General features: G+C 65.6%; 13 protein-coding genes. All 13 read left to right on the forward strand.

Annotated elements, in window-relative coordinates; translation table 11 throughout:
* Nucleotides 1-12: 12 nt before the first annotated feature.
* Complete coding sequence (locus C7453_RS10370; RefSeq protein WP_141288829.1) at nt 13-3,270, forward strand: AsmA-like C-terminal region-containing protein; 3,258 nt, start codon at nt 13-15, stop codon at nt 3,268-3,270.
* 22 nt (nt 3,271-3,292) lie between these two features.
* Nucleotides 3,293-4,537, forward strand: coding sequence for a DNA recombination protein RmuC (locus C7453_RS10375; RefSeq protein WP_114727476.1), 1,245 nt, complete (start codon nt 3,293-3,295; stop codon nt 4,535-4,537).
* Between the two features lie 29 nt (nt 4,538-4,566).
* Nucleotides 4,567-5,310, forward strand: coding sequence for a response regulator transcription factor (locus tag C7453_RS10380; RefSeq protein ID WP_114727477.1), 744 nt, complete (start codon nt 4,567-4,569; stop codon nt 5,308-5,310).
* Nucleotides 5,311-5,313: 3 nt separating this feature from the next.
* Nucleotides 5,314-6,705: a sensor histidine kinase gene (locus tag C7453_RS10385; RefSeq protein ID WP_114727478.1), complete on the forward strand. Its 1,392-nt coding sequence runs from the start codon at nt 5,314-5,316 to the stop codon at nt 6,703-6,705.
* 153 nt (nt 6,706-6,858) lie between these two features.
* Entirely contained in the window at nt 6,859-10,041 is a 3,183-nt protein-coding gene (locus C7453_RS10390) for an efflux RND transporter permease subunit (protein ID WP_114727643.1), read from the forward strand.
* Nucleotides 10,038-11,321: an efflux RND transporter periplasmic adaptor subunit gene (locus C7453_RS10395; protein WP_114727479.1), complete on the forward strand. Its 1,284-nt coding sequence runs from the start codon at nt 10,038-10,040 to the stop codon at nt 11,319-11,321. Before C7453_RS10390 ends, C7453_RS10395 begins: the two co-directional genes overlap by 4 nt.
* Complete coding sequence (locus tag C7453_RS10400) at nt 11,318-12,949, forward strand: efflux transporter outer membrane subunit (RefSeq protein ID WP_114727480.1); 1,632 nt, start codon at nt 11,318-11,320, stop codon at nt 12,947-12,949. Before C7453_RS10395 ends, C7453_RS10400 begins: the two co-directional genes overlap by 4 nt.
* A 108-nt stretch (nt 12,950-13,057) precedes the next feature.
* Nucleotides 13,058-13,492, forward strand: coding sequence for a 50S ribosomal protein L11 (gene rplK, locus C7453_RS10405; protein WP_114727481.1), 435 nt, complete (start codon nt 13,058-13,060; stop codon nt 13,490-13,492).
* A gap of 4 nt (nt 13,493-13,496) precedes the next feature.
* On the forward strand, nt 13,497-14,192 hold the full coding sequence (gene rplA / locus C7453_RS10410; RefSeq protein ID WP_114727482.1) for a 50S ribosomal protein L1: 696 nt from the start codon (nt 13,497-13,499) through the stop codon (nt 14,190-14,192).
* A gap of 291 nt (nt 14,193-14,483) precedes the next feature.
* Complete coding sequence (rplJ, locus tag C7453_RS10415; RefSeq protein ID WP_114727483.1) at nt 14,484-15,002, forward strand: 50S ribosomal protein L10; 519 nt, start codon at nt 14,484-14,486, stop codon at nt 15,000-15,002.
* A 101-nt stretch (nt 15,003-15,103) separates the two neighbouring features.
* Entirely contained in the window at nt 15,104-15,478 is a 375-nt protein-coding gene (gene rplL, locus C7453_RS10420) for a 50S ribosomal protein L7/L12 (protein ID WP_114727484.1), read from the forward strand.
* Nucleotides 15,479-15,755: 277 nt separating this feature from the next.
* Nucleotides 15,756-19,928: a DNA-directed RNA polymerase subunit beta gene (gene rpoB, locus C7453_RS10425; RefSeq protein ID WP_114727485.1), complete on the forward strand. Its 4,173-nt coding sequence runs from the start codon at nt 15,756-15,758 to the stop codon at nt 19,926-19,928.
* A gap of 105 nt (nt 19,929-20,033) precedes the next feature.
* Nucleotides 20,034-24,221 carry a DNA-directed RNA polymerase subunit beta' gene (gene rpoC / locus C7453_RS10430; RefSeq protein WP_114727486.1) on the forward strand — a complete coding sequence of 1,396 codons (4,188 nt, stop codon included), beginning with the start codon at nt 20,034-20,036 and terminating at the stop codon, nt 24,219-24,221.
* Nucleotides 24,222-24,328: the final 107 nt, after the last annotated feature.

Consider the following 24,328-nt stretch of genomic DNA (forward strand, 5'->3'; position numbering starts at 1 on the left):
CTGGACGGCGGCATGACGCAAGGTCAAGACCCTCAACCGCCCCGGTCCCGCCGGCGGGTGCGCATCCTGTGCGCGCTCGCCGCGGCCTGCCTGGGGGCGCCGGCGTTGCTGGTTCTGGGGCTGCTGACGTGGCTCTCGTGGCGGCCGGTCGATGTCACTCCGCTGGCCCGGCTGGCCTTGGCACGCGTCCTGCCGGCCGATGCACCGGGGCGGCAGCCCAGCCGCCTGGATCTCGGGCGGATGCGCATCGGCTGGGACTGGCTGCATCGCGGCCTAGCTGCGCCGCTGGAGGTCGCGGCCGACGACCTGCGCCTGCACCGGCCCGACGGCAGCGTGGCGGCCAGAGTGGGCGCGGTGCGGCTGGTCGTGGCCAGCGGTCCGCTGCTGCATCGGCGCTTCGTCACGCCCGAACTGGTGCTTTCCGGCGCGCGGGTGGCGCTGCTGCGGAGCCGTGACGGCGCGATCGGCCTCGATACCGGGCCGGCGCCGGTCCGTGGTGGCGGTGAGGGCCTTCCGTTCGATCCCCGGATGATGGAGCGTCTGGCGCTGGAGGATGTGGCGGTCACGCTGCGCGACGTGCCTACCGGCCAGACCTGGCATGCCGACGGCGTGAATGCCGACCTGCATGCCGTGCATCATGCCGCCCTGTTCGGTCTCGTCGGCCATGCGGGCCTGACCCTGGCGGGGCCAGGTGTGCGCACGTCGCTGCGGGCCGACGGTCAGGCTGACGGTGCCGCCGGGCTGGTCTGGCATCTGTCCACGACGCCGGTGACGCCCAGCGCATTGGCCCCATTGGCGCCGGGTCTGGCGCATGTCGATCTGCCCGTCTGGCTGGACGGTACGGTGCATCTTGCAGCCGGCCGGGACGGGCTGATGGCTCGCCCGGTTTCTGCGGCGCTGCGCGTGCAAACCGGCGCCGGTCGGATCGTGACGGGGCCAGGTGGCCTTATTCGCGTGGCCGATGCGCGGGCCGACGTCATCGCCGGTTTCACGCCCGATGCCGGTGGCGGCATGCTGCCGGGCGGGACGAAGATCCGCCTGGACGCGCTGACGGCGAATCTGCTGCCGTCCGACCGTTCCGCCGGGACGCCCGCCGACACGGTCACGCTGACGGCCCATGCCGCGCTGAATATTGCCCGCCTTGATGGTCCTGGCCCGATCGACGGGTCGGCGGATGCCACCATTCCCGCGCTCGATTTCTCGACGCTCGGCTCCTACTGGCCGGCAGGGGCGATGAAGGGCGCGCGCGCATGGGTCACGCGGAACATCACGCGCGGCGCGGCGCGCGACCTGCATGTCGCGGTTGGGTTGGGCAGCCCGGCGGGGTGGAGCGGCATCACCATGCGGTCGATGACCGGCGGCGTCAGCGGCTCGGACCTGGAACTGCACTGGCTGCGCCCGATCCCGCCGATCGACGGGGTCAATGCCGTCCTGACCTTCGAGGGGCCCGATGCGCTGTCGATCGCTTTCAGCGACGGCACTCAGACCATGGAGCGCGCCGGTCGGAATGTCGGCGTCACTGGCACCGGCCATCTGGCGGTGGGCGACGGGCATATGCGCATCACCGGCCTGATGGGAAAGGACCAGATCGGCGACATCACCACCACCCTGCGCGGCAATCTGCGTGATGTGCTGGCCCTGTTGGCCGAACCGCGCCTGCACCTGCTCTCGCGCCATCCGGTCGCGTTCGAACGGCCCAGCGGCAATGCGCGGGTGCTGCTGCATCTGGTCCTGCCGCTGGACGACAAGGTGTCGGTCGACCAGATCCATCTGAACGGCCATGCCGACGTGGACCATCTGCATCTGGGCAACCTGGTGCAGGGGCGGGATCTGGATGACGGACGAGTGGCGCTGGATGCCACCACCGAAGGGTTGAACCTGCATGGCACGGCGTTGCTGGGCGGGATGCAGTCGGTCCTGACCTACGCCATGGATTTCCGGGGCACGCCCGATGTCCGCACCACCGAGACCGCGCATGTGCGCGCCCATGTTACGCCCGAGAGCGCGGCGCGCGCCGGTTTCGATGTCGGGCAGCGCTTTCATGGCAGCGCGGATCTGGATGTCGATTACGATCATTTCCCCGGCGGCGCCGGGCAGGTGGGCCTGAAGCTGGATCTGGCCGATGCCGCGCTGACCATCCCGGTATGGAGCAAGCAGCGGGGACAGCCGGCGGAGGCTTCTGCACGGCTGGGTCTGGATGACGGGCGCCTGGTTTCGGTCGAGGCCATTCACGCGACGGGCCCCGACCTGCTGATCGACGGGCGCGCCACCATGGGCCGCGATGGTGGGCGTACCCTGATCATGCGCGGCTTCCGCGTCGGCCGGTCGCGCGGCGATGCGACGGTGGGCGTCTCGCCCCGTCCGGCCGATCCGCTCCATGTGGCCGTCCATGCGTCGGTGCTGGATCTCTCGCCGCTGCTGGCCCCCACGCCGGACCCGGCGGCCCCTCCGAAAACACCCGCCAAAGCGGCCTATCACATGCCCGAGGCCGCGTCGGGCCGGGTGCATGGGCCCCCCGGACGAAGCTGGCTGATCGATGCCGATGTCCGCACCCTGTTCTACGCCCGAGAATCGGCCCTGACCGGCGTGCATGCGCATCTGGAGGATAATGGCGTCCGTCTCACGCGGATGCGGTTTTCCATGGCAGGCCCGTCGCCGGCCAGCGCGACGCTGACGCCGGAGCATGACGGGCGGCACCTATGGGCCAGCGTCGAGGATCTGGGCCTGATGCTGCGCACACTGGGCGTGAGCACGAAGTTCGACGGCGGCCGAACCGTGATCCGGGGCGTGTTCGATGACGCCCAGCCCACGGCGCCTTTCGCGGGGGTGCTGACGGTCGATCCGATCACGGTACGCGAGGTACCGCAGGTGGTACGCCTCGCCAACAATGCGTCGCTGTATGGGTGGATGCAGGCTGCGCCGGCACCGGGCTTCTCGATCGCGCGCATTTCGCTTCCCTTTACTTTCCGCGACGGGATTCTGGCGGTGCATGACGGCGTGGCCGGCAACGCCTCGCTGGGCGTGACGGTCGAGGGGCCGGTCGATCTGGACCGGGGGAAGCTGGACCTGAAAGGGACGATTGTGCCGGCCTTCGCCGTCAACACCATCCCCGGCCACATGCCAGGCGTGGGGCGGCTGATGAGCCCCGAGAAGGAGGGTGGCCTGCTGGCGGCTACCTTCGCGGTCAGTGGGGCGCTGGATTCGCCGGCACTGCGGGTCAATCCGTTCTCGCTCTTCCTGCCGGGCGTGATGCGGCGGCTGGTGGAATAGGCTGTTTTTGGGAGGAGAGGCGATGTCCGACGGTCTGGGCGCCGGCATATGGGGGCTCGTGGCCCTGGCGGCGATCGCGATCGTGGCCGTTCTGGCACTGATGGCCCGGCGCGGCGGGCGCGGAACGGACGGCGGCGACCTGCTGGCGCGTGTCTATGTGATGATGGAGCGTGATTCCTCGGCGCGCCAGGCCGATGCCGAGGCCCAGCGCACCCGGCTGGAGCAGTTCCGTGGCGAGACCGCCGACCGGCTGGCGCTGATGGCGCAATCCCTGACCCGCGACCTGGCCGAAGCACGGGTGCGGCAGAGCGAGGCGCTGCGGGAGATGGCCGAGAGTTCGGCGCGCCAGCTCGAAGCCATCCGTGCCACGGTGGACGAACGCCTGCACGAAGCAGTGGAACGCCAGATGCAGACCTCGTTCCAGCGCGTGCTGGAGCAGTTCACGGCCATGCAGAAGGCGATGGGCGAAGTCTCGGCGATGACGGCGCAGATCGGCGACCTCAAGCGCCTGTTCTCCAACGTCAAGACGCGCGGCGGTTGGGGCGAGGCGCAGTTGCGCGCCATCCTGGACGACGTGCTGCCCCCTGGCGCCTACGAGGCCAATTGCCGCCTGCGCGAGGGCAGTGCGGAAGTGGTGGAATTTGCCGTGCGCATGCCGGTAAGGGCCACTACCCCGCCGCTGCTGGCGATCGACTCAAAATTCCCGACCGAAGCCTACGAGCGCCTGCTGGATGCCGTGGACCGGGTGGACGCCGAAGCCGAACGCGCCGCCCGTCGCGCGCTGGAAACGACGCTGAAGATTGAAGCCCGCAAGATCGCGTCCAAATATATCGTCCCGCCGGTCACGGTGGAATTCGCGGTCCTGTATCTGCCCACCGATGGGCTCTATGCCGAAATCGCGCGGATTCCGGGGCTGGTGGACGAGATCGGGCGTACCTGCCGGGTGATGATCATGGGGCCGGGCCTGCTGCCGGCCATGCTGCGGACGATCCATCTGGGATACGTCACCATGGCGCTGGAGGAACGGACCGACGGCATCGCCCGCCTGCTGGGGGCCACCCGGCAGGAGATGCTGCGGATGGACGGGGTGCTGGAACGGCTGGCCCGCAATGCCTCGGCCATGTCGTCGTCGATCGACGAGGCACGGCGGCGGACGCGGGTGGTGGCGAAGCAATTGCGCGGGCTGGACGGGATCGACGCGACGGCCGCGCCCGCGGTGGACGAGGGCGCGACAGAGCGTGGTGAAACCGAATTTAATGGTGCTTGAGGCGGGGTGCGATCATGCCTGACCGGACCATGAATGCGACATCGACCTCAGAACCGTTTTCCTCGCCAGGGGAGGCCGGGCCAGGCCGCGAAGCCAGGCCACGGGTGCTGCTGGTGGAAGATGACGGCAAGATCGCCCAGGAAGTCGCCGAGGAACTGGAAAGTCGGGGCTTCGCCGTCCGCCATGCGGAAACCGGGCCGGCCGGACTGGCTGCGGCGCTGGCCGAGACGTTCGACGTCATGGTCGTGGATCGGATGCTGCCGGAATTGGACGGACTGACGCTGATCGAGACCCTGCGCGGCCGCCAGGTCTCCAGCCCGGTGCTGGTGCTCTCTGCGCTGTCGGCGGTCGATGACCGTGTCAGCGGCCTGAAAGCCGGCGGCGACGATTACCTGACCAAACCCTTCGCGATGGAGGAACTGGCCGCTCGGTTGGAGGCGCTGATGCGCCGCCCCAACAACACGCGCGAGACCATGCTGCATGTCGGCCCGTTGAGCATGGACCTGATCGAGCGTACGGTCACGCGCGACGGTCAGCCGATCGACCTGCTGCCGCGCGAATTCCGGCTGCTGGAATATCTGATGCGCCGGCCCAATCAGGTGCTCACCCGCACGATGCTGCTGGAAGATGTGTGGAACTACCGTTTCATTCCGCAGACCAACCTGGTGGATGTCCATATCGGCAAGCTGCGGCGCAAGATCGACGACCCCGCCGGCGTGCCGTTGATCCACAGCATCCGGGGTACCGGCTTCATGCTGCGCGTGCCCGAATAGGCCATGCAACTGGGCGAGGTGCTGCGCACCGCGACGTTCCGGCTGACGCTCGCGGTAGTGGTGGCGATGATCGGCACGGCGGCGCTGCAATTCTCGGTGGGATATAGCCAGACCAAGGCGTTCGAGTTCCGCCGCACGGATGCCCTGCTGCATCGTGAGGCCGCCCTGCTGGCGCAGGAAGCACCGCAGGATCTGGCGCACAAGGTCAGCGAGCGCGCGACCGATGATCTGCGCGTCGTGATTAACCAGGCCGCCCTGTTCGACTCCGCCCATCATTATGTCGCCGGAGATCTGCGCGCATGGCCCGAGGGGCTCGCGGTCGACGGCCGAGTCCACGAACTGACGGTGCGACCGAACGAGGACGAGCCCTATGTGCTGCGTGTCCTGGCCGTGCCGGTCGCGGGCGGCCGGGTGCTGGTGCTTGGGCGCGGGCTGCACATGCTGGCGGAATGGCGGCTGATGATGCGCCATTCGCTGCTGGTCTCGATCGTGCCCACGGTGCTGTTCGCGCTGCTGTGCGGCATCATATTGAGCCATCGTGCGCTGGGGCGCGTGGGCAGGATGCACGAGGCGATCGACCGGATCATGGATGGTGACCTGCACGAGCGCCTGCCCGCCGGGCGCCAGCGCGACGAGATGCAGCGCCTGGCCGGCAGCGTGAATCGCATGCTTGACCGGCTGGAGCATCTGATGGGCGAGATCCGCGATGTCGGGAACGATATCGCCCATGACCTGCGCACACCTCTGGCCCGCGTACGCGCCCGTCTGGACCGCGCGCAGGCCGGCACGCTGTCGGCCGACGACCTGCGCACCGTGATCGCCCGGGCGATCGACGATCTGGACCAGTGCTTTTCCGTCATCACCGCGCTTCTGCGGATCGGCGAGATCGAGAACGCCCGTCGCCGGGTCGGATTCTCGCTGGTGGACCTGAACGAGATCGCGGCCGACATTGTCGATCTGTACGAGCCGATCGCCGAGACGAGGCAGATCCGGCTGGAACTTCTCGCAGCATCGGGCCCTGTGCCTGTGCATGGAGACCGCGACCTGCTGATCGAAGTGCTGGCGAACCTGATTGATAATGCCCTGAAATTCACCGATGAAGGCGGCGATGTCACCCTGGCGGCCTTCACGGACAGCCAGGGTTCGGCACGGCTGGAAATTGCCGATACCGGCATCGGCATCATGCCCCAGGAGCGTCAGGCGGTGATGAACCGCTTCTACCGTTCGGACAAGAGCCGCCATGTGCCTGGCAGCGGGCTGGGGCTCAGCCTGGTCTCGGCCATCCTGCGGCTGCATAATGCGCAACTGACCATTTCCAACGCCCGCCAGCATGAAGAGCGCCCCGGCGCGCTGTTCGGGGTCACATTTCCCCCGCCTGCGCAGGCCGTTTTTTAAATGGGAATTTCATTGGCGTGATCGAATGGCGTGCTAACGAGGCGCCGAACGATCGGGAGTGACGACGATGCACGCTTGCGGGCCAGATCGCAGGAGCGTGGCGGACAGGCCGGATAGATGCGCGGTCCAACGCGCATGGGGGTCGCGCCGCGCATGAATTCGATTGTCGTTACCGCGCTCAAGCGGCCTTATACGTTCGTCGTCCTGTCGATTCTTATCGTCGTGTTCGGTGTCCGGTCGATGGTCCAGACCCCGACCGACGTCTTTCCCAGCATCAAGATCCCCGTCGTCGCGATCGTCTGGACCTATACCGGCCTGATGCCGGAGGATATGTCGGGTCGCGTCGTCTATTATTACGAGCGCGCGCTGACCGCGACCGTCAATAATATCGAGCATATCGAAAGCCAGTCCTATTACGGACGCGGCATCGTCAAGGTGTTCTTCCAGCCGGGCACCGATACCGCGGTGGCCCAGACCCAGATCACCTCCGTCTCGCAGACCGTGATCAAGCAGATGCCGGCGGGCATGACGCCGCCGCTGGTGCTGACCTACAATGCGTCCTCGGTGCCGGTGCTGACGCTCCAGGTGTCGTCGGACTCCATGACGGCCTCGCAGATCTACGACATGTCGTCGAACCTGATCCGCCCCGCATTGGTGGCGGTGGCGGGGGCGGCGATCCCGAATCCCTATGGTGGCCAGCCGGGCAATATCATGGTCGATCTCGACCAGGCGAAGCTGCTGGCGCACGGTCTCTCGGCCACCGACGTCGGCAATGCGCTGGGCAGGCAGAATATCGTTCTGCCCGCGGGCGACCAGAGGATCGGGGCGCTGGACTACATGGTCCAGACCAATGCGACGCCACGCGCAATTGACGAATTCAACGCGATTCCGATCAAGCAGGTCGGCAACGCGGTCGTCTATGTGCGTGACGTGGCGTGGGTACATCAGGGTGGGCCGCCGCAGACCAACATGGTGCTGGTCAAGGGCCATCAGGCGGTCCTGATCGTGATCATGAAGAGCGGCGACGCCTCGACGCTGGACGTGGTCAGCGGCGTGAAGGCCCTGCTGCCCGGTGTCACCGCCACCCTGCCGCCCGGCGTGCAGATCAAGGTGCTGAATGATGCCTCGACCTTCGTGAAGGAGGCGGTGCGCGACGTGGTGCAAGAAATGGGCACGGCGGCGCTGCTGACCAGCCTGGTGGTGCTGCTGTTCCTGGGCTCGTGGCGTTCGACGGTCATCATCGCCACTTCGATCCCGCTGGCCATGCTGTGCGCCATCATCGGGCTGGGCTGGGCCGGTCAGACCATCAATGTCATGACGTTGGGCGGTCTGGCCCTGGCGGTTGGCATTCTGGTCGATGATGCGACCGTCATGATCGAGAACATCGACGCGCATCTGGAAATGGGCAAGGACCTGGAAACCGCGATCATCGACGCGGCGAACCAGATCGTGATCCCGACCTTCGTGTCCACCTTGTGCATCTGTATCGTCTGGATGCCGCTGTTCCAGTTGACCGGCGTTGCCGGCTGGCTGTTCATGCCCATGGCCGAAGCCATCATTTTCGCGATGATCGCCTCCTTCATCCTCTCGCGAACCCTTGTTCCGACCATGGCCAAATACATGCTGGCGGCCCAGGTCGCGGCTCATGACGCCGCTGCGCACGGCCATGCACCGCCGAAGGGGTTCTTCGGACGCTTCCAGCAGGGGTTCGAGGCCAAATTCACGCGCTTCCGCCATGCCTACCGCGACATGCTGACGGCGCTGGTGGCCGCGCGCTTGCGCTTTATCGGCACGTTCCTGGGGCTGGCCGTCGGCTCGGTGGGGCTGTTAATGTTTGTCGGCCAGGATTTCTTTCCCGAGATCAACTCGAATGCGCTGGCCATGCATATGCGTGCGCCGCTGGGCACCAAGCTGACCGAAGCGGGCAAGATCTCGATGCTGGTCAACAACGAGATCCGTCGTCTGCTGCCCGGCGAGGTCGATGACATCGTGGCCAATTGCGGCCTTCCGTTCAGCGGCCTGAATCAGGCCTTCATCCCGACTCCCACCGTCGGCACGCAGGATTGCGACCTGACCATCACCCTGCGCGACGAGGAAGCGCCGGTAGCAGCCTACCGCGATATCCTCCGCAAGGGGCTGGGCGACCGCTTCCCCGGCACCGAAATGACCTTCATGCCCGCCGACCTGACGGCCAAGATCCTCAATTTCGGCCTCCCGGCACCGCTGGATGTGCAGATCAGCGGCCGCAACCTGGCCGAGAACTTCACCTTCGCCCAGCATCTGGCCGAACGACTGCGCCATGTGACGGGCGTGACCGACGTTTCGGTGCAGGAACCGATGACGACGCCCACGCTGCGGGTGAATGCCCGGCGCTCCTATGCGCTGGGCACCGGCCTCACGGAAGCCGATATCGCCAACAACGCGTTGGCGACCCTTTCGGGCAGCGGTCAGGTCTCGCCGACCTACTGGCTGGACCCGAAGACTGGGGTGTCGCATCTGGTCGATATCCAGACGCCGCTGCAATTCCTGCAGAAGCTGAACGACCTGGAGACGATCCCGATCGACCGGGGCGATGGCAATCCGCTGAGCAAGGCGCCGCAGATCCTGGGTGGCCTGAGCCAGATCGTCCAGACCGGCACGCCCGGCGAGGTCTCGCACTACAATATCCTGCCGGTGTTCAACATCTACGCCACCAATAACCGGCTCGATCTGGGTGCGGTCTCGCGTGAGGTGAACCGGGTGGTAGAGGCATCGCGCCACGACCTGCCGCGCGGCTCCAGCCTGACGGTGCGCGGCCAGGCAGTGACGATGAACAGCGCCTACCGCCAGCTTGGCATCGGGTTGGCGATGTCGATCCTGCTGGTGTACCTGATCATCGTCGTCAACTTCCAGTCGTGGCTGGACCCCTTCATCATCATCACGGCTCTGCCCGGAGCGCTGGCGGGCATTGCGTGGAGCCTGTTCCTGACGCACACGGCGCTCTCGGTGCCGGCGTTGACGGGCGCGATCATGTGCATGGGCACCGCCACCGCCAACTCGATCCTGGTCGTCTCCTTTGCCCGCGAACGGCTGGACGTGCATGGCGATGCCATCAAGGCGGCGATCGAGGCCGGGTTCGAACGTATCCGGCCGGTGCTGATGACGGCATCGGCCATGATCATCGGCATGCTGCCGATGTCCCTGAGCAATTCGCAGAACGCGCCGCTGGGCCGGGCGGTGATGGGCGGGCTGATGGTGGCGACGGTGGCGACGCTGCTGTTCGTGCCCTGCGTCTTCGCCCTGCTGCACGGCAGACGGTCCGAACGACATAGTAGCGCCGAAGGAGAACGCGCATGAGCGCCGTGGAACAGACCCGCGGATCAAAACCGTCGGGGCGCGGCAAGCTTCTTGCCGGCGTTGGCGTCATCCTTGCGGTGGTGGTGGTCGGCGGCGGAATCATCCAGCGGCAGATGCATGTCAGCGCCCTGCACCAGCAGACGGAAGATGCCGCGATCCCCAGGGTGCAACTCATCTCGCCTGCCAGGGGGCCGAGCATCCGCACGCTGGATCTGCCGGGCAATATATCGGCTTGGTACCTGGCGCCGATCTATGCCCAGGTCTCGGGCTATGTGCGCATGTGGTACAAGGATTTCGGCGCCGAGGTGAAGGCGGGCGACGTGCTGGCCACCATCGACACGCCGGGTCTGGACGCGCAGTACGCGGCCTCGAAGGCGAATTTCGACGTGGCGATGGCGCGCTACAAGCTGGCGCAGATCACGGCGAAGCGCTGGAAGGCGTTGCAGGGCACGCAGGCCGTGTCGCAGCAGGAAGTCGACGTGCAGGCCGCGAACGCCGAGGCCGAACAGGCCCAGGTGGAGGCCGCCCGGCACGAGGTCTCACGGTATGCCGCGCTGATCGGCTTCAAGCAGATCGTCGCGCCGTTCGATGGCGTCGTGACCTCGCGTCTGGCCGATGTCGGCGATTATGTAAATGCAGGCGGGGGCGATGTCAGTTCCCGTGGCACGGCGACCGAACTGTTCAGCGTGGCCGATGTGCATCGCATGCGCGTGTTCGTGTCGGTGCCGCAGGATTACGCCGACATCATCAGCCCCAAGCTGACGGCCGAGGTGACCGTGCCGCAGCATCCGGGGCGGGTGTACAAGGCCACGTTCCTGGCGACTGCCGGTGCGTTTAATTCCACGACCCGCACGGTTACCACCGAACTGACGCTGGATAACAGCGACCGTACCCTATGGCCGGATTCCTATGCCACGGTTCATTTTCGTGCGCCGGGCGATCCGGACATTCTGGTGATTCCGGAAGGCGCGCTGATCTTCCGTGCAGAAGGCATGCAGGTGGCTCTGGTCGACGAGCATAACCGCATCCGACTGCATAACGTGACGGTCGGGACCAACCTGGGCACCACAGTGCAGATCCGGGGCGGACTGAAGGTGACCGACCGGCTGGTCAACAACCCTTCGGCCGGCCTGCTGGACGGGCAGGAAGTCCGCGTGGTGGACGCGACGCCGGGTTACAACGCGCAGCGGCCCACGGGCAGCGAACCGGTCCGCTCCGACGATGTCCGTGCCATGCCGAACGATCGGGCAGGCACGGAGGAGGCGGGAGCCCGTCAATGACCCTGTCTTCTCGTGCGCGGCGAGCGCGGCTCCGTTCCGCCCGTCGATTGTGGCGTGCAGCCCGGCTGGCTGGCGGTCTGGGGGTGCTCGTCGGCGTGGCCGGGTGCGACATGGCGCCGGCCTATCATCCCGATCATTTCGTCTTTCCGGACAACTGGAAGGGTGAGGGAACGGTGCGGTATGCCGCGCCGAACGAAGCGGCCTTGCGGGGCGACTGGTGGACGCTGCTGGGCGACCCGATCCTGAACCGGCTGGAAGAGCAGGCCAATCGGGTCAATCCCGACCTGCAGGTTGCGGCGGAAACCTTCACCCAGGCGCGCGACATGGCGGCCGAGGCGCAGGCAGGGCTGTATCCGCAGGTCGCGGCCAGCGCGGGCATGGGAAAATACAAGGCGTCTCAGCATCGCCTGTGGCGCGGCCATGGCGCGACGGGTCCGACCTACATGTCGTCGGAGCAATATAGCGGGACCGCGACCTGGGAGCCGGATTTCTGGTCGGCGATCCGCAACCGCAAGCGGATGCGCACCCAGCAGGCGCAGGAGCGCGCGGCCGACTATGCGGTGATGCGGCTGAGTACCGATGCCGAACTGGCATCGGACTATATCGCGATCCGTGGGCTGGACGTGCAGGACGCGGTCTATCGCGACTCGATTCGGACATGCAAGCTTGCGGTGCAGATCACGCGGATGCGGCAGGCCGGGGCGATCGCCGCCGGGTTGGATGTCTCGCGCGCGGAAAACCAGCTTTATGCGACCCAGGCGCAGGAAACCGACCTGCTGGCGCGTCGGGCGGTGCTGGAGCACGCCATCGCGGCCTTCGTCGGCGTGGCGCCGGCGGCGTTCCATCTGGAGCCTGAAAGCCAGATGCGCTTCCCCGATATCGGGGTGCCGATGCTTCTGCCCTCCGCATTGCTGGAGCGGCGGCCGGACGTGGCCGCGGCGGAGCGGGAGATGGCGCAGGCCAACCGCGCCATCGGCGTGTCGCGGGCCGCGTTCTATCCGAATGTCTCGGTGAATGCGATGACCGGCTTCATGGATAACGGCTTCACGCTCGCCGACCTGTCGAACAGCATGTATTCCTATGCCGTTCAGGCCGCGATGCCGCTGTTCCAGGGGGGGCTGCGTCGCGCAGAACTGCAACGCACATGGTCGCAGTACCGCCAGGCGGAAGACAATTATCGCGGGACCGTGCTCCAGGCGTTCCAGGATGTCGAGGACGGGCTGACCATGACCGGGCAGTTGCGGGCAGAACTGGCGCAGCAGCATCGTTCGGTCCAGGCCGCGATGCGGACCCAGGGCATGACCATGGCGCTCTATACGGGTGGGCTGACCAATTACCTGGACGTGGTGGTGGCCCAGATCGCGGCCCTGACGGCGCGGATCGCGGAAGTGCAGGTCGAAACGCGCCGTCATCAGGCGACGGTGTCGCTGATCCGCGCGCTGGGCGGCGGCTGGACGCGCGACCAATTGCCTTCCGATAAGTCGATCATGCCCTTCTCGCCGCTGCAATATGACGGGTTGCGCGTGCCGAAGGAGGCTGGCGGCATCGCGACGGGCAGTGGGCCGGAGAAGCTGAACCTGACGGGTCCCGGCCTGGCGGGGGTGGGGTTGACAACCCCGGCCCAATAAGGTTAGGGACCCGCCTCTTACGGAACGCGGGAGGTCGCGTCCGCTGCCTTGCGCGGCGGGGCGACCGCAGGAACCGCGGTCCGGGTGAAACAGTCAGGAGCCCCGGATATGGCCAAAAAGATCGTTGGCTACATCAAGCTACAAATTCCCGCCGGCAAGGCGAATCCGTCCCCGCCGGTCGGCCCGGCGCTGGGTCAGCGCGGCCTGAACATCATGCAGTTCTGCAAGGAGTTCAACGCCAAGACGCAGGGCCTCGAGCCCGGCATGCCGATCCCGGTCGTCATCACCGCCTTCGCCGACCGTACCTTCACCTTCATCACCAAGACTCCGCCGAACACCTATTTTCTGATGAAGGCTGCCAACATCAAGAAGGGTAGCTCGACGGTCGGCAAGGCGGCCGCAGTCGGCAGCGTCACGATGACGCAGCTGCGCGAGATCGCCGAGCAGAAGAAGCAGGACATGAATGCCAACGACATCGACGGGGCTGTGCGGATGCTGATCGGCTCCGCCCGTTCGATGGGCCTTACGGTGGTGGAGGGCTGATCCAATGGCCAAGAACAAGCGTCTGACGGCCGGCCAGGCCTCTGTTGACCGTAACAAGGCCTATGGCCTCGACGAGGCGATCGGTCTGGTGAAGCAGACGGCGACCGCCAAGTTCGACGAGACGATCGAGATCTCGCTGAACCTGGGCATCGACCCGCGTCACGCCGACCAGATGGTCCGCGGCCTGCTGTCGCTGCCGAACGGCACCGGCAAGACCCTGCGCGTGGGCGTGTTCGCCCGTGGCGCGAAGGCCGAGGAGGCTTTGGCCGCCGGTGCCGACGTGGTCGGCGCCGAGGATCTGGCCGAGAAGGTGCAGGCTGGTGAAATCGCGTTCGATCGCTGCATCGCGACGCCGGACATGATGGCCCTCGTCGGTCGCCTGGGTAAGATCCTGGGCCCGCGCGGCCTGATGCCGAACCCGAAGCTGGGTACGGTGACCATGGACGTGAAGGGTGCCGTCACGGCGGCCAAGTCCGGTCAGGTCGAGTACCGCGCCGAAAAGGCCGGTATCATTCACGCCGGTATCGGCAAGGCGTCTTTCGGCAGCGACAAGCTGGCCGAAAACATCCGCGCCTTCGTCGATGCGGTGCAGAAGGCCAAGCCGACGGGGGCCAAGGGCACCTATCTGCGCAAGGCCGCTCTGTCGTCCACGATGGGCCCCGGCGTGCGCGTCGACGTGTCCGCGTTCTCGGCGGCCTGAGCATCAGGAGATGACGTGATGCCCGCAAGGGCATCACGGACAGGAGGCGAGGTGCTTCGGGCCTCGTTCTTCCGAACCTGTCCATGACCGGATGTGGCTTATGCCTTGATGGGCCTTCGGGTCCGCAACCGGAAGACGGGGATTGCCGGATAGGGGTGGCTTCGCTGCCCGCACTGGTTGTTCCGTTGTTCACAGGACAGGCGAACCGGAGGATGGGCTGCAAGGCTCTGTCCTCCTAGGGTAAACCCGGCCTGTTGGGGCATCCCCGGCAGGTCACGACGGAGACGGGAATTGGACCGTACGGAGAAGCGGGAGTTTGTTGCCTCCCTCGCGGCCGTGTTCGCCGAGACGTCCATGGTTGTCGTAACCCGCAATGACGGGCTCACGGTGGCCGATGCGACGATCCTTCGGCAGCGCGTGCGTGCGGCTGGAGCGACTTACAAGGTCGCGAAGAACCGGCTGGCCAACCTCGCCCTGGCAGGGACCCGATTCGAAGGCATTTCGCCGCTGCTGAAGGGGCCGACCGCGATTTCGTGGTCTGCCGATCCGGTGGCCGTGGCGAAGGTGCTTGTCGAGTTCGCCAAGACCAACGAAAAGCTCGTTCTGCTCGGTGGAGCGCTCGGCACCCAGACATTGAATGTCGATGGTGTGAAGGCGCTGGCCGAACTGCCGTCCCTGGATACGCTCCGGGCGCAGCTGGTGGGGATGATCTCCACGCCGGCCACGCGCATCGCGAGTGTCGTCCAGGCGCCGGCCGGACAGCTTGCGCGGGTTTTTGGGGCCTACGCCAAGAAGGACGAGGCTGCCTGAGCCATCTGCGCCCCGCATGCGCGGGGTGATGAAATTTACACAGTCTCGTGAAATCGGGATTGTGTTGCGCCAATCAGTGTATAAATTAGGAAGACCAAATCATGGCCGATCTGACCAAACTCGTTGACGAGCTGTCCGCCCTCACGGTTCTCGAGGCCGCCGAGCTCTCCAAGCTGCTGGAAGAGAAGTGGGGCGTTTCCGCCGCCGCTCCGGTTGCCGTTGCCGCTGCGCCGGCCGCTGCCGCCGCTGCCCCGGCTGAAGAGCAGACCGAGTTCACCGTTGTCCTGGCCAAGGCCGGCGACAAGAAGATCAACGTCATCAAGGAAATCCGTGGCATCACCGGCCTGGGCCTGAAGGAAGCCAAGGACCTGGTCGAGGGTGCGCCGAAGACCGTGAAGGAAGGCGTGAACAAGGACGAAGCCGAGAAGATCAAGAAGGTTCTTGAAGAGAACGGCGCGACCGTCGAAGTGAAGTAATCTGCCGGATGCAGGCGGCCTCCGGGCTGCTTCTCCTGCTTGATGCCAGGTGAGGGCGGGAAACCGAAAGGTGCCCGCCCCCTTGGCCGTTCTGGCGCCCTGACCGCGAGGTCTCGGGCGCCTTCGGCGGTAGAAGGCCCATCTTTCGGGGTGGGCGGGGGTGCCGGTTTCGGCGCCCAGGCATGGATGGTTTGTGATGATCCGCTTTCGGTCGCCGTGGCTCCGGGTTCCGGGCGCGGAAAGGTCCGGGTCGTCGGGGATGGGGGCAGGATAGACGATGAACGCCATTACGAAATCGTTCACGGGACGCAAGCGCATCCGCAAGAGCTTCGGGCGGATACCCGAAATCGCTCCGATGCCCAATCTGATCGACGTGCAGCGCGCCAGCTACGAGGCGTTCCTGCAGATGAACGTGTCGCCCGACAGCCGGACGCAGACCGGCCTGCAGGAAGTGTTCCGTTCGGTTTTTCCGATCAATGATTTCGCCGGGCGCGGTCGCCTGGAGTTCGTGCATTACGAACTCGAAGAGCCGAAATACGACGTCGAGGAATGCATCCAGCGCGGCCTGACCTTCGCGGCGCCGCTGAAGGTGGTCCTGCGCCTGATCGTGTGGGATGTCGACGAGGACACCGGCTCGCGCTCAATCCGCGACATCAAGGAACAGCCCGTCTATATGGGCGACATGCCGCTGATGACGGATAACGGCACCTTCATCATCAACGGGACCGAGCGCGTCATCGTCAGCCAGATGCACCGCAGCCCCGGCGTGTTCTTCGATCACGACAAGGGCAAGACCCATTCGTCGGGCAAGTTCCTGTTCGCCGCCCGCGTCATCCCCTATCGCGGCTCGTGGCTCGATTTCGAATTCGACAGCAAGGACCTGATCTACGTCCGCATCGACCGCAAGCGGAAGCTGCCGGTCACGACGCTGCTCTACGCCCTGGAAGGCGAGGCTTCAGCCGCCGCCCGTGCCGCGAAGACCGCCGAGGGTGGCGACGTGGACGCGATGGAGATCCGCGGCATGGATGCCGACGAGATCCTGGGCTATTTCTACAACAAGGTCGTCTTCACCAAAGGCCCCAAGGGCTGGGCCCGTCCGTTCGACGCCGAGTCGTTCCGCGGCATGAAGCTGCTGGAGCCGCTGGTGGACGCGCAGAGCGGCGAAGTGGTGGCCGAGGCTGACGCCAAGCTGACCGCCCGCATGGTGCGCAAGATCGCCGAGACGACCAAGGAAGTGCTGGTCGGCGCCGCCGGTCTGGTCGGTCGTTACGTCGCGCATGACCTGGTCAATCCCGAGACCGGCGAGATCTATGCCGAGGCTGGCGAGGAACTGACCGAGGCGCGCCTCGAGGCCCTGGAAGAGGCGGGCGTCGACTGCCTGCCAACGCTGGCGGTCGATGCCGCGAACGGCCCGTGGATCCGCAACACGCTGGCGGTGGACAAGAACGGCTCGCGCGACGACGCGCTGACCGACATCTATCGCGTGATGCGCCCCGGTGAGCCGCCGACCCCGGAAACCGCCGAGGCCATGTTCTCGGGCCTGTTCTTCGATGCAGACCGCTACGACCTCTCGGCCGTCGGTCGCGTGAAGATGAACATGCGCCTGGGCCTGGACGCGCCGGACACCATGCGCGTGCTGCGCAAGGAAGACATCCTGCGCACCGTCAAGATCATGTGCGAGCTGAAGGACGGCCGCGGCGCGATCGACGACATCGACAATCTGGGCAACCGTCGCGTCCGCTCGGTCGGCGAACTGATGGAAAACCAGTACCGCGTCGGCCTGCTGCGCATGGAGCGTGCGATCCGCGAGCGTATGGGTTCCGTCGATATCGACACCGTGATGCCGCATGACCTGATCAACGCCAAGCCGGCGGCAGCCGCGGTGCGCGAGTTCTTCGGCTCGTCGCAGCTCAGCCAGTTCATGGATCAGACCAACCCGCTCTCCGAAGTGACGCACAAGCGCCGCCTCTCGGCGCTTGGCCCGGGCGGTCTGACCCGTGAGCGCGCGGGCTTCGAGGTGCGTGACGTTCACCCGACCCATTATGGCCGCATCTGCCCGATTGAGACGCCGGAAGGCCCGAACATCGGTCTGATCAACTCGCTGGCCACCTACGCCAAGGTGAACAAGTACGGCTTCATCGAGACTCCGTACCGCCTGGTGCGTGACGGCGTGCTGCAGGACGGCTGGAAATACCTCTCCGCCATGGAAGAGGAAAAGCTGATCGTCGCCCAGGCCGATGCGAAGCAGGATCAGGAAGGCCGTCTGACGGACGAACTGGTTTCGGTGCGTCGTGGTGGGGACTTCCGTCTGGTGAAGCCGGAAGAGGTGACCGCCTGCGACGTGTCGCCCAAGCAGCTTGTCTCGGTCGCGGCCGCTTTGATCCCGTTCCTGGAGAACGATGACGCGAACCGCGCGCTGATGGGCTCGAACATGCAGCGTCAGGCGGTGCCGCTGGTCCGCTCCGATGCGCCGCTGGTCGGCACGGGCATGGAAGCGGCCGTGGCACACGATTCGGGTGCGACGATCGTGGCGAAGCGCAGCGGCGTGATCGACCAGATCGACGGCGCGCGCATCGTGGTTCGCGCCACCGATACGGCCGGGGCGACCCAGGGCGTCGATATCTACCGTCTGCGTAAATATATGCGCTCGAACCAGTCCACCTGCATCAACCAGCGCCCGCTGGTGCGCGTGGGCGACCAGGTGCTGGCCGGCGACATTATCGCCGACGGCCCGTCGACCGAACTGGGCGAACTGGCGCTGGGCCGGAACGTGCTGGTCGCGTTCATGCCGTGGAACGGGTACAACTTCGAAGATTCGATCCTGATCTCCGAGCGGATCGCCCGGGATGACGTCTTCACCTCGATCCATATCGAGGAATTCGAGGTCATGGCCCGCGATACCAAGCTGGGCCAGGAAGAAATCACCCGCGACATTCCCAATGTCGGCGAGGAAGCCCTGCGTAATCTCGACGAGGCGGGTATCGTCTATGTCGGCGCCGAGGTGAATCCGGGTGATATCCTGGTCGGTAAGGTGACGCCGAAGGGCGAAAGCCCGATGACGCCGGAAGAGAAGCTGCTGCGCGCCATCTTCGGCGAAAAGGCGTCGGATGTCCGCGATACGTCGCTGAAGCTGCCGCCCGGCACCACAGGCACGATCGTCGATGTGCGCGTCTTTTCGCGTCGCGGCGTCGACAAGGACGAGCGCGCGATGGCGATCGAGCGCGCCGAGATCGAGCGTCTGGCCAAGGACCGCGACGACGAGCGCGCGATCCAGGAGCGGTCGTTCTACAACCGGCTGCGCGAGCGTCTGGTGGGCCAGGTATCCGGCACGGGCTTCAAGGGCATCCGTTCGGGCACCGAGATCACCGAAGAGGTGCTGGCCGAGCATCCGCGCGGTGCATGGCGCAACATCACCGTTGCCGCCGATCCGGTGATGGTCGAGCTGGAAGTGCTGCGGCGCGAGTTCGATGCCGCCGTGGCCCGCATCCAGGCGCGCTTCGAAAGCAAGGTCGAGAAGCTGCAGCGCGGTGACGAACTGCCGCCCGGCGTGATGAAGATGGTCAAGGTGTTCGTCGCGGTGAAGCGCAAGCTGCAGCCCGGCGACAAGATGGCCGGCCGCCACGGCAACAAGGGTGTGGTGTCGCGCGTCGTGCCGGTGGAAGACATGCCGTTCCTCGAGGACGGCACGCCGGTCGATCTGGTGCTGAACCCGCTGGGCGTGCCCTCGCGCATGAATGTCGGGCAGATCCTGGAGACCCATCTGGGCTGGGCCTGCGCCAATATCGGCAAAGGCATCGGCGGACTGGTGGATGAATACCAGCGCACCGGCGAGAAGAAGCAGGAACTGCTGGACCGTCTGAAGACCGTCTATGGCGACAAGGTCTATGACGACTCCATCGTCACCCTGCCCAACGAGCAGCTGGTCGAACTGGCCAACAACCTGCGCAAGGGCGTGCCGATCGCGACTCCGGTGTTCGATGGCGCATCGATCCCCGATATCGAGGCGATGCTGGAGGATGCCGGCGTCAACAAGTCGGGCCAGTCGCAGCTGATCGACGGGCGCACGGGCGAAAAGTTCGAGCGTGTGACCACGGTGGGCTACATCTACATGCTCAAGCTGCATCACCTGGTCGACGACAAGATCCATGCTCGGTCGATCGGTCCGTATTCGCTGGTCACGCAGCAGCCGCTGGGCGGCAAGGCCCAGTTCGGTGGCCAGCGTTTCGGCGAAATGGAGGTCTGGGCGCTGGAAGCCTACGGCGCGGCCTACACGCTGCAGGAAATGCTCACGGTGAAGTCGGACGACGTGTCCGGCCGCACCAAGGTCTACGAAGCGATCGTGCGCGAGCAGGACGATTTCGAGGCCGGTATCCCCGAGAGCTTCAACGTTCTGATCAAGGAACTGAAGTCGCTCGGCCTGAACGTGGATCTGGAGCAGAGTGGCGACTGACGCCGCCGTCAGTCACACCACTTCGTCTCTATCTGTTCTTTTTTCATGGATGGTTGCAACCCGGTGGGTCGCAGCCATTCATTTCCCCCAGGGGGTTTGCGGCGCATGAACGAACTCATGAAGATCCTGGGCCAGACTGGCCAGACCACGGTCTTCGATCAGATCAAGATCCAGCTCGCTTCGTCCGAGCAGATCCGGTCCTGGTCGTACGGCGAGATCAAGAAGCCCGAGACCATCAATTACCGGACCTTCAAGCCCGAGCGCGACGGCCTGTTCTGCGCGCGGATCTTCGGGCCGATCAAGGACTACGAGTGCCTGTGCGGCAAGTACAAGCGCATGAAGTTCCGCGGCATCATCTGCGAGAAGTGCGGCGTTGAGGTCACGCTGGCCAAGGTCCGCCGCGAGCGGATGGGCCATATCGAACTGGCCAGTCCGGTCGCGCATATCTGGTTCCTGAAGTCGCTGCCCAGCCGTATCGGCCTGATGGTCGACATGACGCTGAAGGATCTGGAAAAGATCCTGTATTTCGAAAGCTACGTGGTGCTGGAGCCCGGCACCTCGCCGCTCAAGCAGTACAGCCTGCTGAACGAAGACCAGTATCTCGACGTCATGGACGAGCATGGCGAGGAAGGGATCGAGGTCGGAATCGGCGCCGAGGCCATCAAGAAGGTCCTGGAGCGGATCGACTGCAAGGCCGACAAGGAGCGCCTGCGCCAGGAGCTGAAGGACACGACGTCCGAGGCCAAGCGCAAGAAGCTGGTCAAGCGCCTGAAGCTGATCGAGGCGTTCGCTGAGAGCGAATCGCGCCCCGAGTGGATGATCATGGACCTCATCCCGGTGATTCCGCCGGAGCTGCGTCCGCTGGTCCCGCTCGATGGCGGCCGTTTCGCGACCTCCGACCTGAACGACCTGTATCGCCGCGTCATCAACCGTAACAACCGCCTGAAGCGGCTGATCGAGCTGCGCGCGCCGGACATCATCGTCCGCAACGAAAAGCGCATGCTGCAGGAATCGGTCGATGCGCTGTTCGATAACGGCCGTCGTGGCCGCGCGATCACGGGCGCCAACAAGCGGCCGCTGAAGTCGCTGTCCGACATGCTCAAGGGCAAGCAGGGTCGCTTCCGTCAGAACCTGCTGGGCAAGCGCGTCGATTACTCGGGCCGTTCGGTGATCGTGGTCGGGCCGGAGCTGAAGCTGCATCAGTGCGGCCTGCCCAAGAAGATGGCGCTGGAGCTGTTCAAGCCGTTCATCTACTCGAAGCTCGAGAAATACGGTCACGCCACCACCATCAAGGCCGCGAAGCGGATGGTGGAGAAGGAGCGTCCCGAGGTATGGGACATCCTCGAAGAGGTGATCCGCGAGCATCCGGTGATGCTGAACCGCGCGCCGACGCTGCATCGCCTGAGCATCCAGGCGTTCGAGCCGGTGCTGATCGAAGGCAAGGCGATCCAGCTTCACCCGCTGGTCTGCACCGCCTTCAACGCGGATTTCGACGGCGACCAGATGGCCGTGCACGTCCCGCTGAGCCTCGAGGCCCAGTTGGAAGCGCGCGTGCTGATGATGTCGACCAACAACATCCTCAGCCCCGCCAACGGCAAGCCGATCATCGTGCCGTCGCAGGACATCGTGCTGGGGCTGTATTATCTCAGCCTCGAGACGCCCGAGTTCCGCGTCACGCCCGACCGTAACGAGTACGACGCCGAGGGCCGGATCACGGTGCAGGGCGCGTCGTCCTTCGCCACGGTCGGCGAGGTCGAGTACGCCCTGTCGGCCGGCGCCATCAAGCTGCATGACAAGATCGTCGCGCGGTACGAGACAGTCGATGCCGATGGCAAGCCCGTGCGCCAGACGGTCATCACCACGCCGGGCCGTATGCTGATCGCGCAGATCCTGCCGCGTCATGCGGCGATTCCCTTCGCGCTCATCAACAAGCAGCTGACGAAGAAGAACGTGTCGGACGTGATCGACGCGGTCTATCGTCACTGCGGCCAGAAGGAAGCGGTGATCTTCTGCGACCGCATGATGGGGCTGGGCTTCCGTCACGCGGCCAAGGCCGGCATCTCGTTCGGCAAGGATGACATGATCATCCCGACCGAGAAGAAGGGCCTGGTCGATCGCACCGCCACCGAGGTGAAGGAGTTCGAGCAGCAGTATCAGGACGGTCTGATCACCGCTGGCGAGCGCTACAACAAGGTGGTCGATGCCTGGTCGCGCTGCACCGACGAGGTGCAGGCCGCGATGATGAAGGAGATCTCGCGCCAGGAGGTCGGCAAGGTCACGAACTCGGTGTGGATGATGAGCCACTCCGGTGCCCGTGGGTCGCCGGCACAGATGAAGCAGCTGGCCGGCATGCGCGGCCTGATGGCCAAGCCATCGGGCGAGATCATCGAGCAGCCGATCATCGCCAACTTCAAGGAAGGCCTGTCGGTTCTCGATTACTTCACCTCGACCCACGGCGCCCGTAAGGGCCTGGCGGACACCGCGCTGAAGACCGCGAACTCGGGTTACTTGACCCGTCGTCTAGTCGACGTGGCGCAGGACTGCATCATCGTCGAGGAAGATTGCGGTTCCGAGCGCGGCCTGACGGTTCGTGCCGTGATGGATGGCGGCGAAGTCGTCTCCTCGCTGTCCGAGCGGATCCTGGGCCGCACGGTCGCGGCCGATGTGCTGGACCCGGCGACGGGCGAAGTGCTGGTGAAGCGCGACCTGTTGATCGACGAGGCTCTGGCCGAGAAGATCGAGAAGGCCGGCGTGGAAAGCATGCTGATCCGTTCGGTCCTGACCTGCGAGAGCCGGGTCGGCGTCTGCGGCCTGTGCTACGGGCGCGATCTGGCGCGCGGCACCCCGGTCAATATCGGCGAGGCGGTCGGCGTGATCGCGGCGCAGTCGATCGGCGAGCCGGGCACCCAGCTGACCATGCGTACCTTCCATATCGGCGGTGCGGCGCAACGTGGCGCCGAGCAGTCGATGGTCGAGGCGTCGCGTGACGGACAGGTGACGATCAACAACCGCAACGTCGTCCATAACAGCCAGAACGTGCCGATCGTGATGTCGCGTAACTGCGAGATCGTGCTGACGGACGAGAAGGGGGTCGAGCGTGCCCGCTTCCGTGTGCCTTACGGCGCGCGCCTGCTGGTGGAAGAAGGGGCCACGGTCACACGCGCCCAGAAGCTTGCCGAGTGGGATCCGTACACCCTGCCGATCATCACCGAGCAGTCGGGAACGGTCGAGTATCTGGACCTGATCGACTCCATCACGCTCGTCGAGCGAATGGACGAAGTGACGGGCCTGACCTCGAAGGTGGTCGTCGATTACAAGCAGGCGGCCAAGGGTGTGGACCTGCGTCCGCGCCTGCAGCTCAAGGACGCGAACGGCAACGTCATCAAGCTGTCCAACGGCAACGACGCCCGCTACTTCCTCTCGCCCGATTCGCTGCTGTCGGTCGAGAACGGGGCGCAGGTCAGCGCCGGTGACGTGCTGGCCCGTATCCCGCGCGAAGGTTCGAAGACCCGTGACATCACCGGTGGTCTGCCGCGCGTCGCCGAACTGTTCGAGGCAAGGCGCCCGAAGGACCATGCGATCATTTCCGAGACCGACGGTCGCGTCGAGTTCGGCAAGGATTACAAGGCCAAGCGCCGGGTCATCGTGAAGAACGACGAGACGGGCGAAGAGACCGACTACCTGATCCCGAAGGGCAAGCACGTCTCGGTCCAGGAAGGCGATTTCGTCCGCGTGGGCGATCCGCTGGTCGACGGTCCGCGCGTGCCGCATGACATCCTGAAGGTTCTGGGTGTCGAGGCGCTGTCGGACTACCTGGTGAACGAAATCCAGGACGTCTATCGACTCCAGGGCGTGAAGATCAACGACAAGCACATCGAGGTGATCGTTCGCCAGATGCTGCAGAAGGTCGAGATCCTCGAGCCTGGCGACACGACCTACCTGGTCGGCGAGACGGTGGACCGGATCGAGTACGAGACCGAGAACACGAAGCGCCTGAACATGGGCGAGCGCCCGGCCGCGGCCATGCCTGTGCTCCAGGGCATCACCAAGGCCTCGCTGCAGACCCAGTCCTTCATCTCGGCGGCGTCGTTCCAGGAGACGACTCGTGTCCTGACCGAGGCTGCCACGGCCGGCAAGCGCGACACGCTGAACGGCCTGAAGGAAAACGTGATTGTCGGGCGTCTGATCCCGGCGGGCACGGGCAGCGTGATGAACAAGCTGCGGGCGATCGCAGCAGGGCAGGACCGCCAGCGCCTGGCGCAGGGCCGTCCCGTGGTCACCAAGGCCGGCTGAGCCCGTCTCGGCTGTGTTCGCCGCCCCTTGTGACGGGGCGGGTTGTGGAAGGGGCCGGGTGGCAACACCCGGCCCCTTTCCTATGGGGCCGAGGTCCTGTATCTGAT

This window comes from Gluconacetobacter liquefaciens (assembly GCF_003350405.1).
In the GTDB taxonomy this organism is placed as follows: Bacteria; Pseudomonadota; Alphaproteobacteria; order Acetobacterales; family Acetobacteraceae; genus Gluconacetobacter; species Gluconacetobacter liquefaciens.

Excerpts from the sequence above, each read along its gene's own strand:
- C7453_RS10370 (WP_141288829.1), top strand. The coding sequence starts at position 13 with ATGACGCAAGGTCAAGACCCTCAACCGCCCCGGTCCCGCCGGCGGGTG.
- rplA (WP_114727482.1), top strand. The coding sequence starts at position 13,497 with ATGGCCAAGAACAAGCGTCTGACGGCCGGCCAGGCCTCTGTTGACCGT.
- rpoB (WP_114727485.1), top strand. The coding sequence starts at position 15,756 with ATGAACGCCATTACGAAATCGTTCACGGGACGCAAGCGCATCCGCAAG.
- C7453_RS10385 (WP_114727478.1), top strand. The coding sequence starts at position 5,314 with ATGCAACTGGGCGAGGTGCTGCGCACCGCGACGTTCCGGCTGACGCTC.
- C7453_RS10400 (WP_114727480.1), top strand. The coding sequence starts at position 11,318 with ATGACCCTGTCTTCTCGTGCGCGGCGAGCGCGGCTCCGTTCCGCCCGT.
- C7453_RS10375 (WP_114727476.1), top strand. The coding sequence starts at position 3,293 with ATGTCCGACGGTCTGGGCGCCGGCATATGGGGGCTCGTGGCCCTGGCG.
- rpoC (WP_114727486.1), top strand. The coding sequence starts at position 20,034 with ATGAACGAACTCATGAAGATCCTGGGCCAGACTGGCCAGACCACGGTC.
- C7453_RS10380 (WP_114727477.1), top strand. The coding sequence starts at position 4,567 with ATGAATGCGACATCGACCTCAGAACCGTTTTCCTCGCCAGGGGAGGCC.
- rplL (WP_114727484.1), top strand. The coding sequence starts at position 15,104 with ATGGCCGATCTGACCAAACTCGTTGACGAGCTGTCCGCCCTCACGGTT.
- C7453_RS10390 (WP_114727643.1), top strand. The coding sequence starts at position 6,859 with ATGAATTCGATTGTCGTTACCGCGCTCAAGCGGCCTTATACGTTCGTC.
- rplK (WP_114727481.1), top strand. The coding sequence starts at position 13,058 with ATGGCCAAAAAGATCGTTGGCTACATCAAGCTACAAATTCCCGCCGGC.
- C7453_RS10395 (WP_114727479.1), top strand. The coding sequence starts at position 10,038 with ATGAGCGCCGTGGAACAGACCCGCGGATCAAAACCGTCGGGGCGCGGC.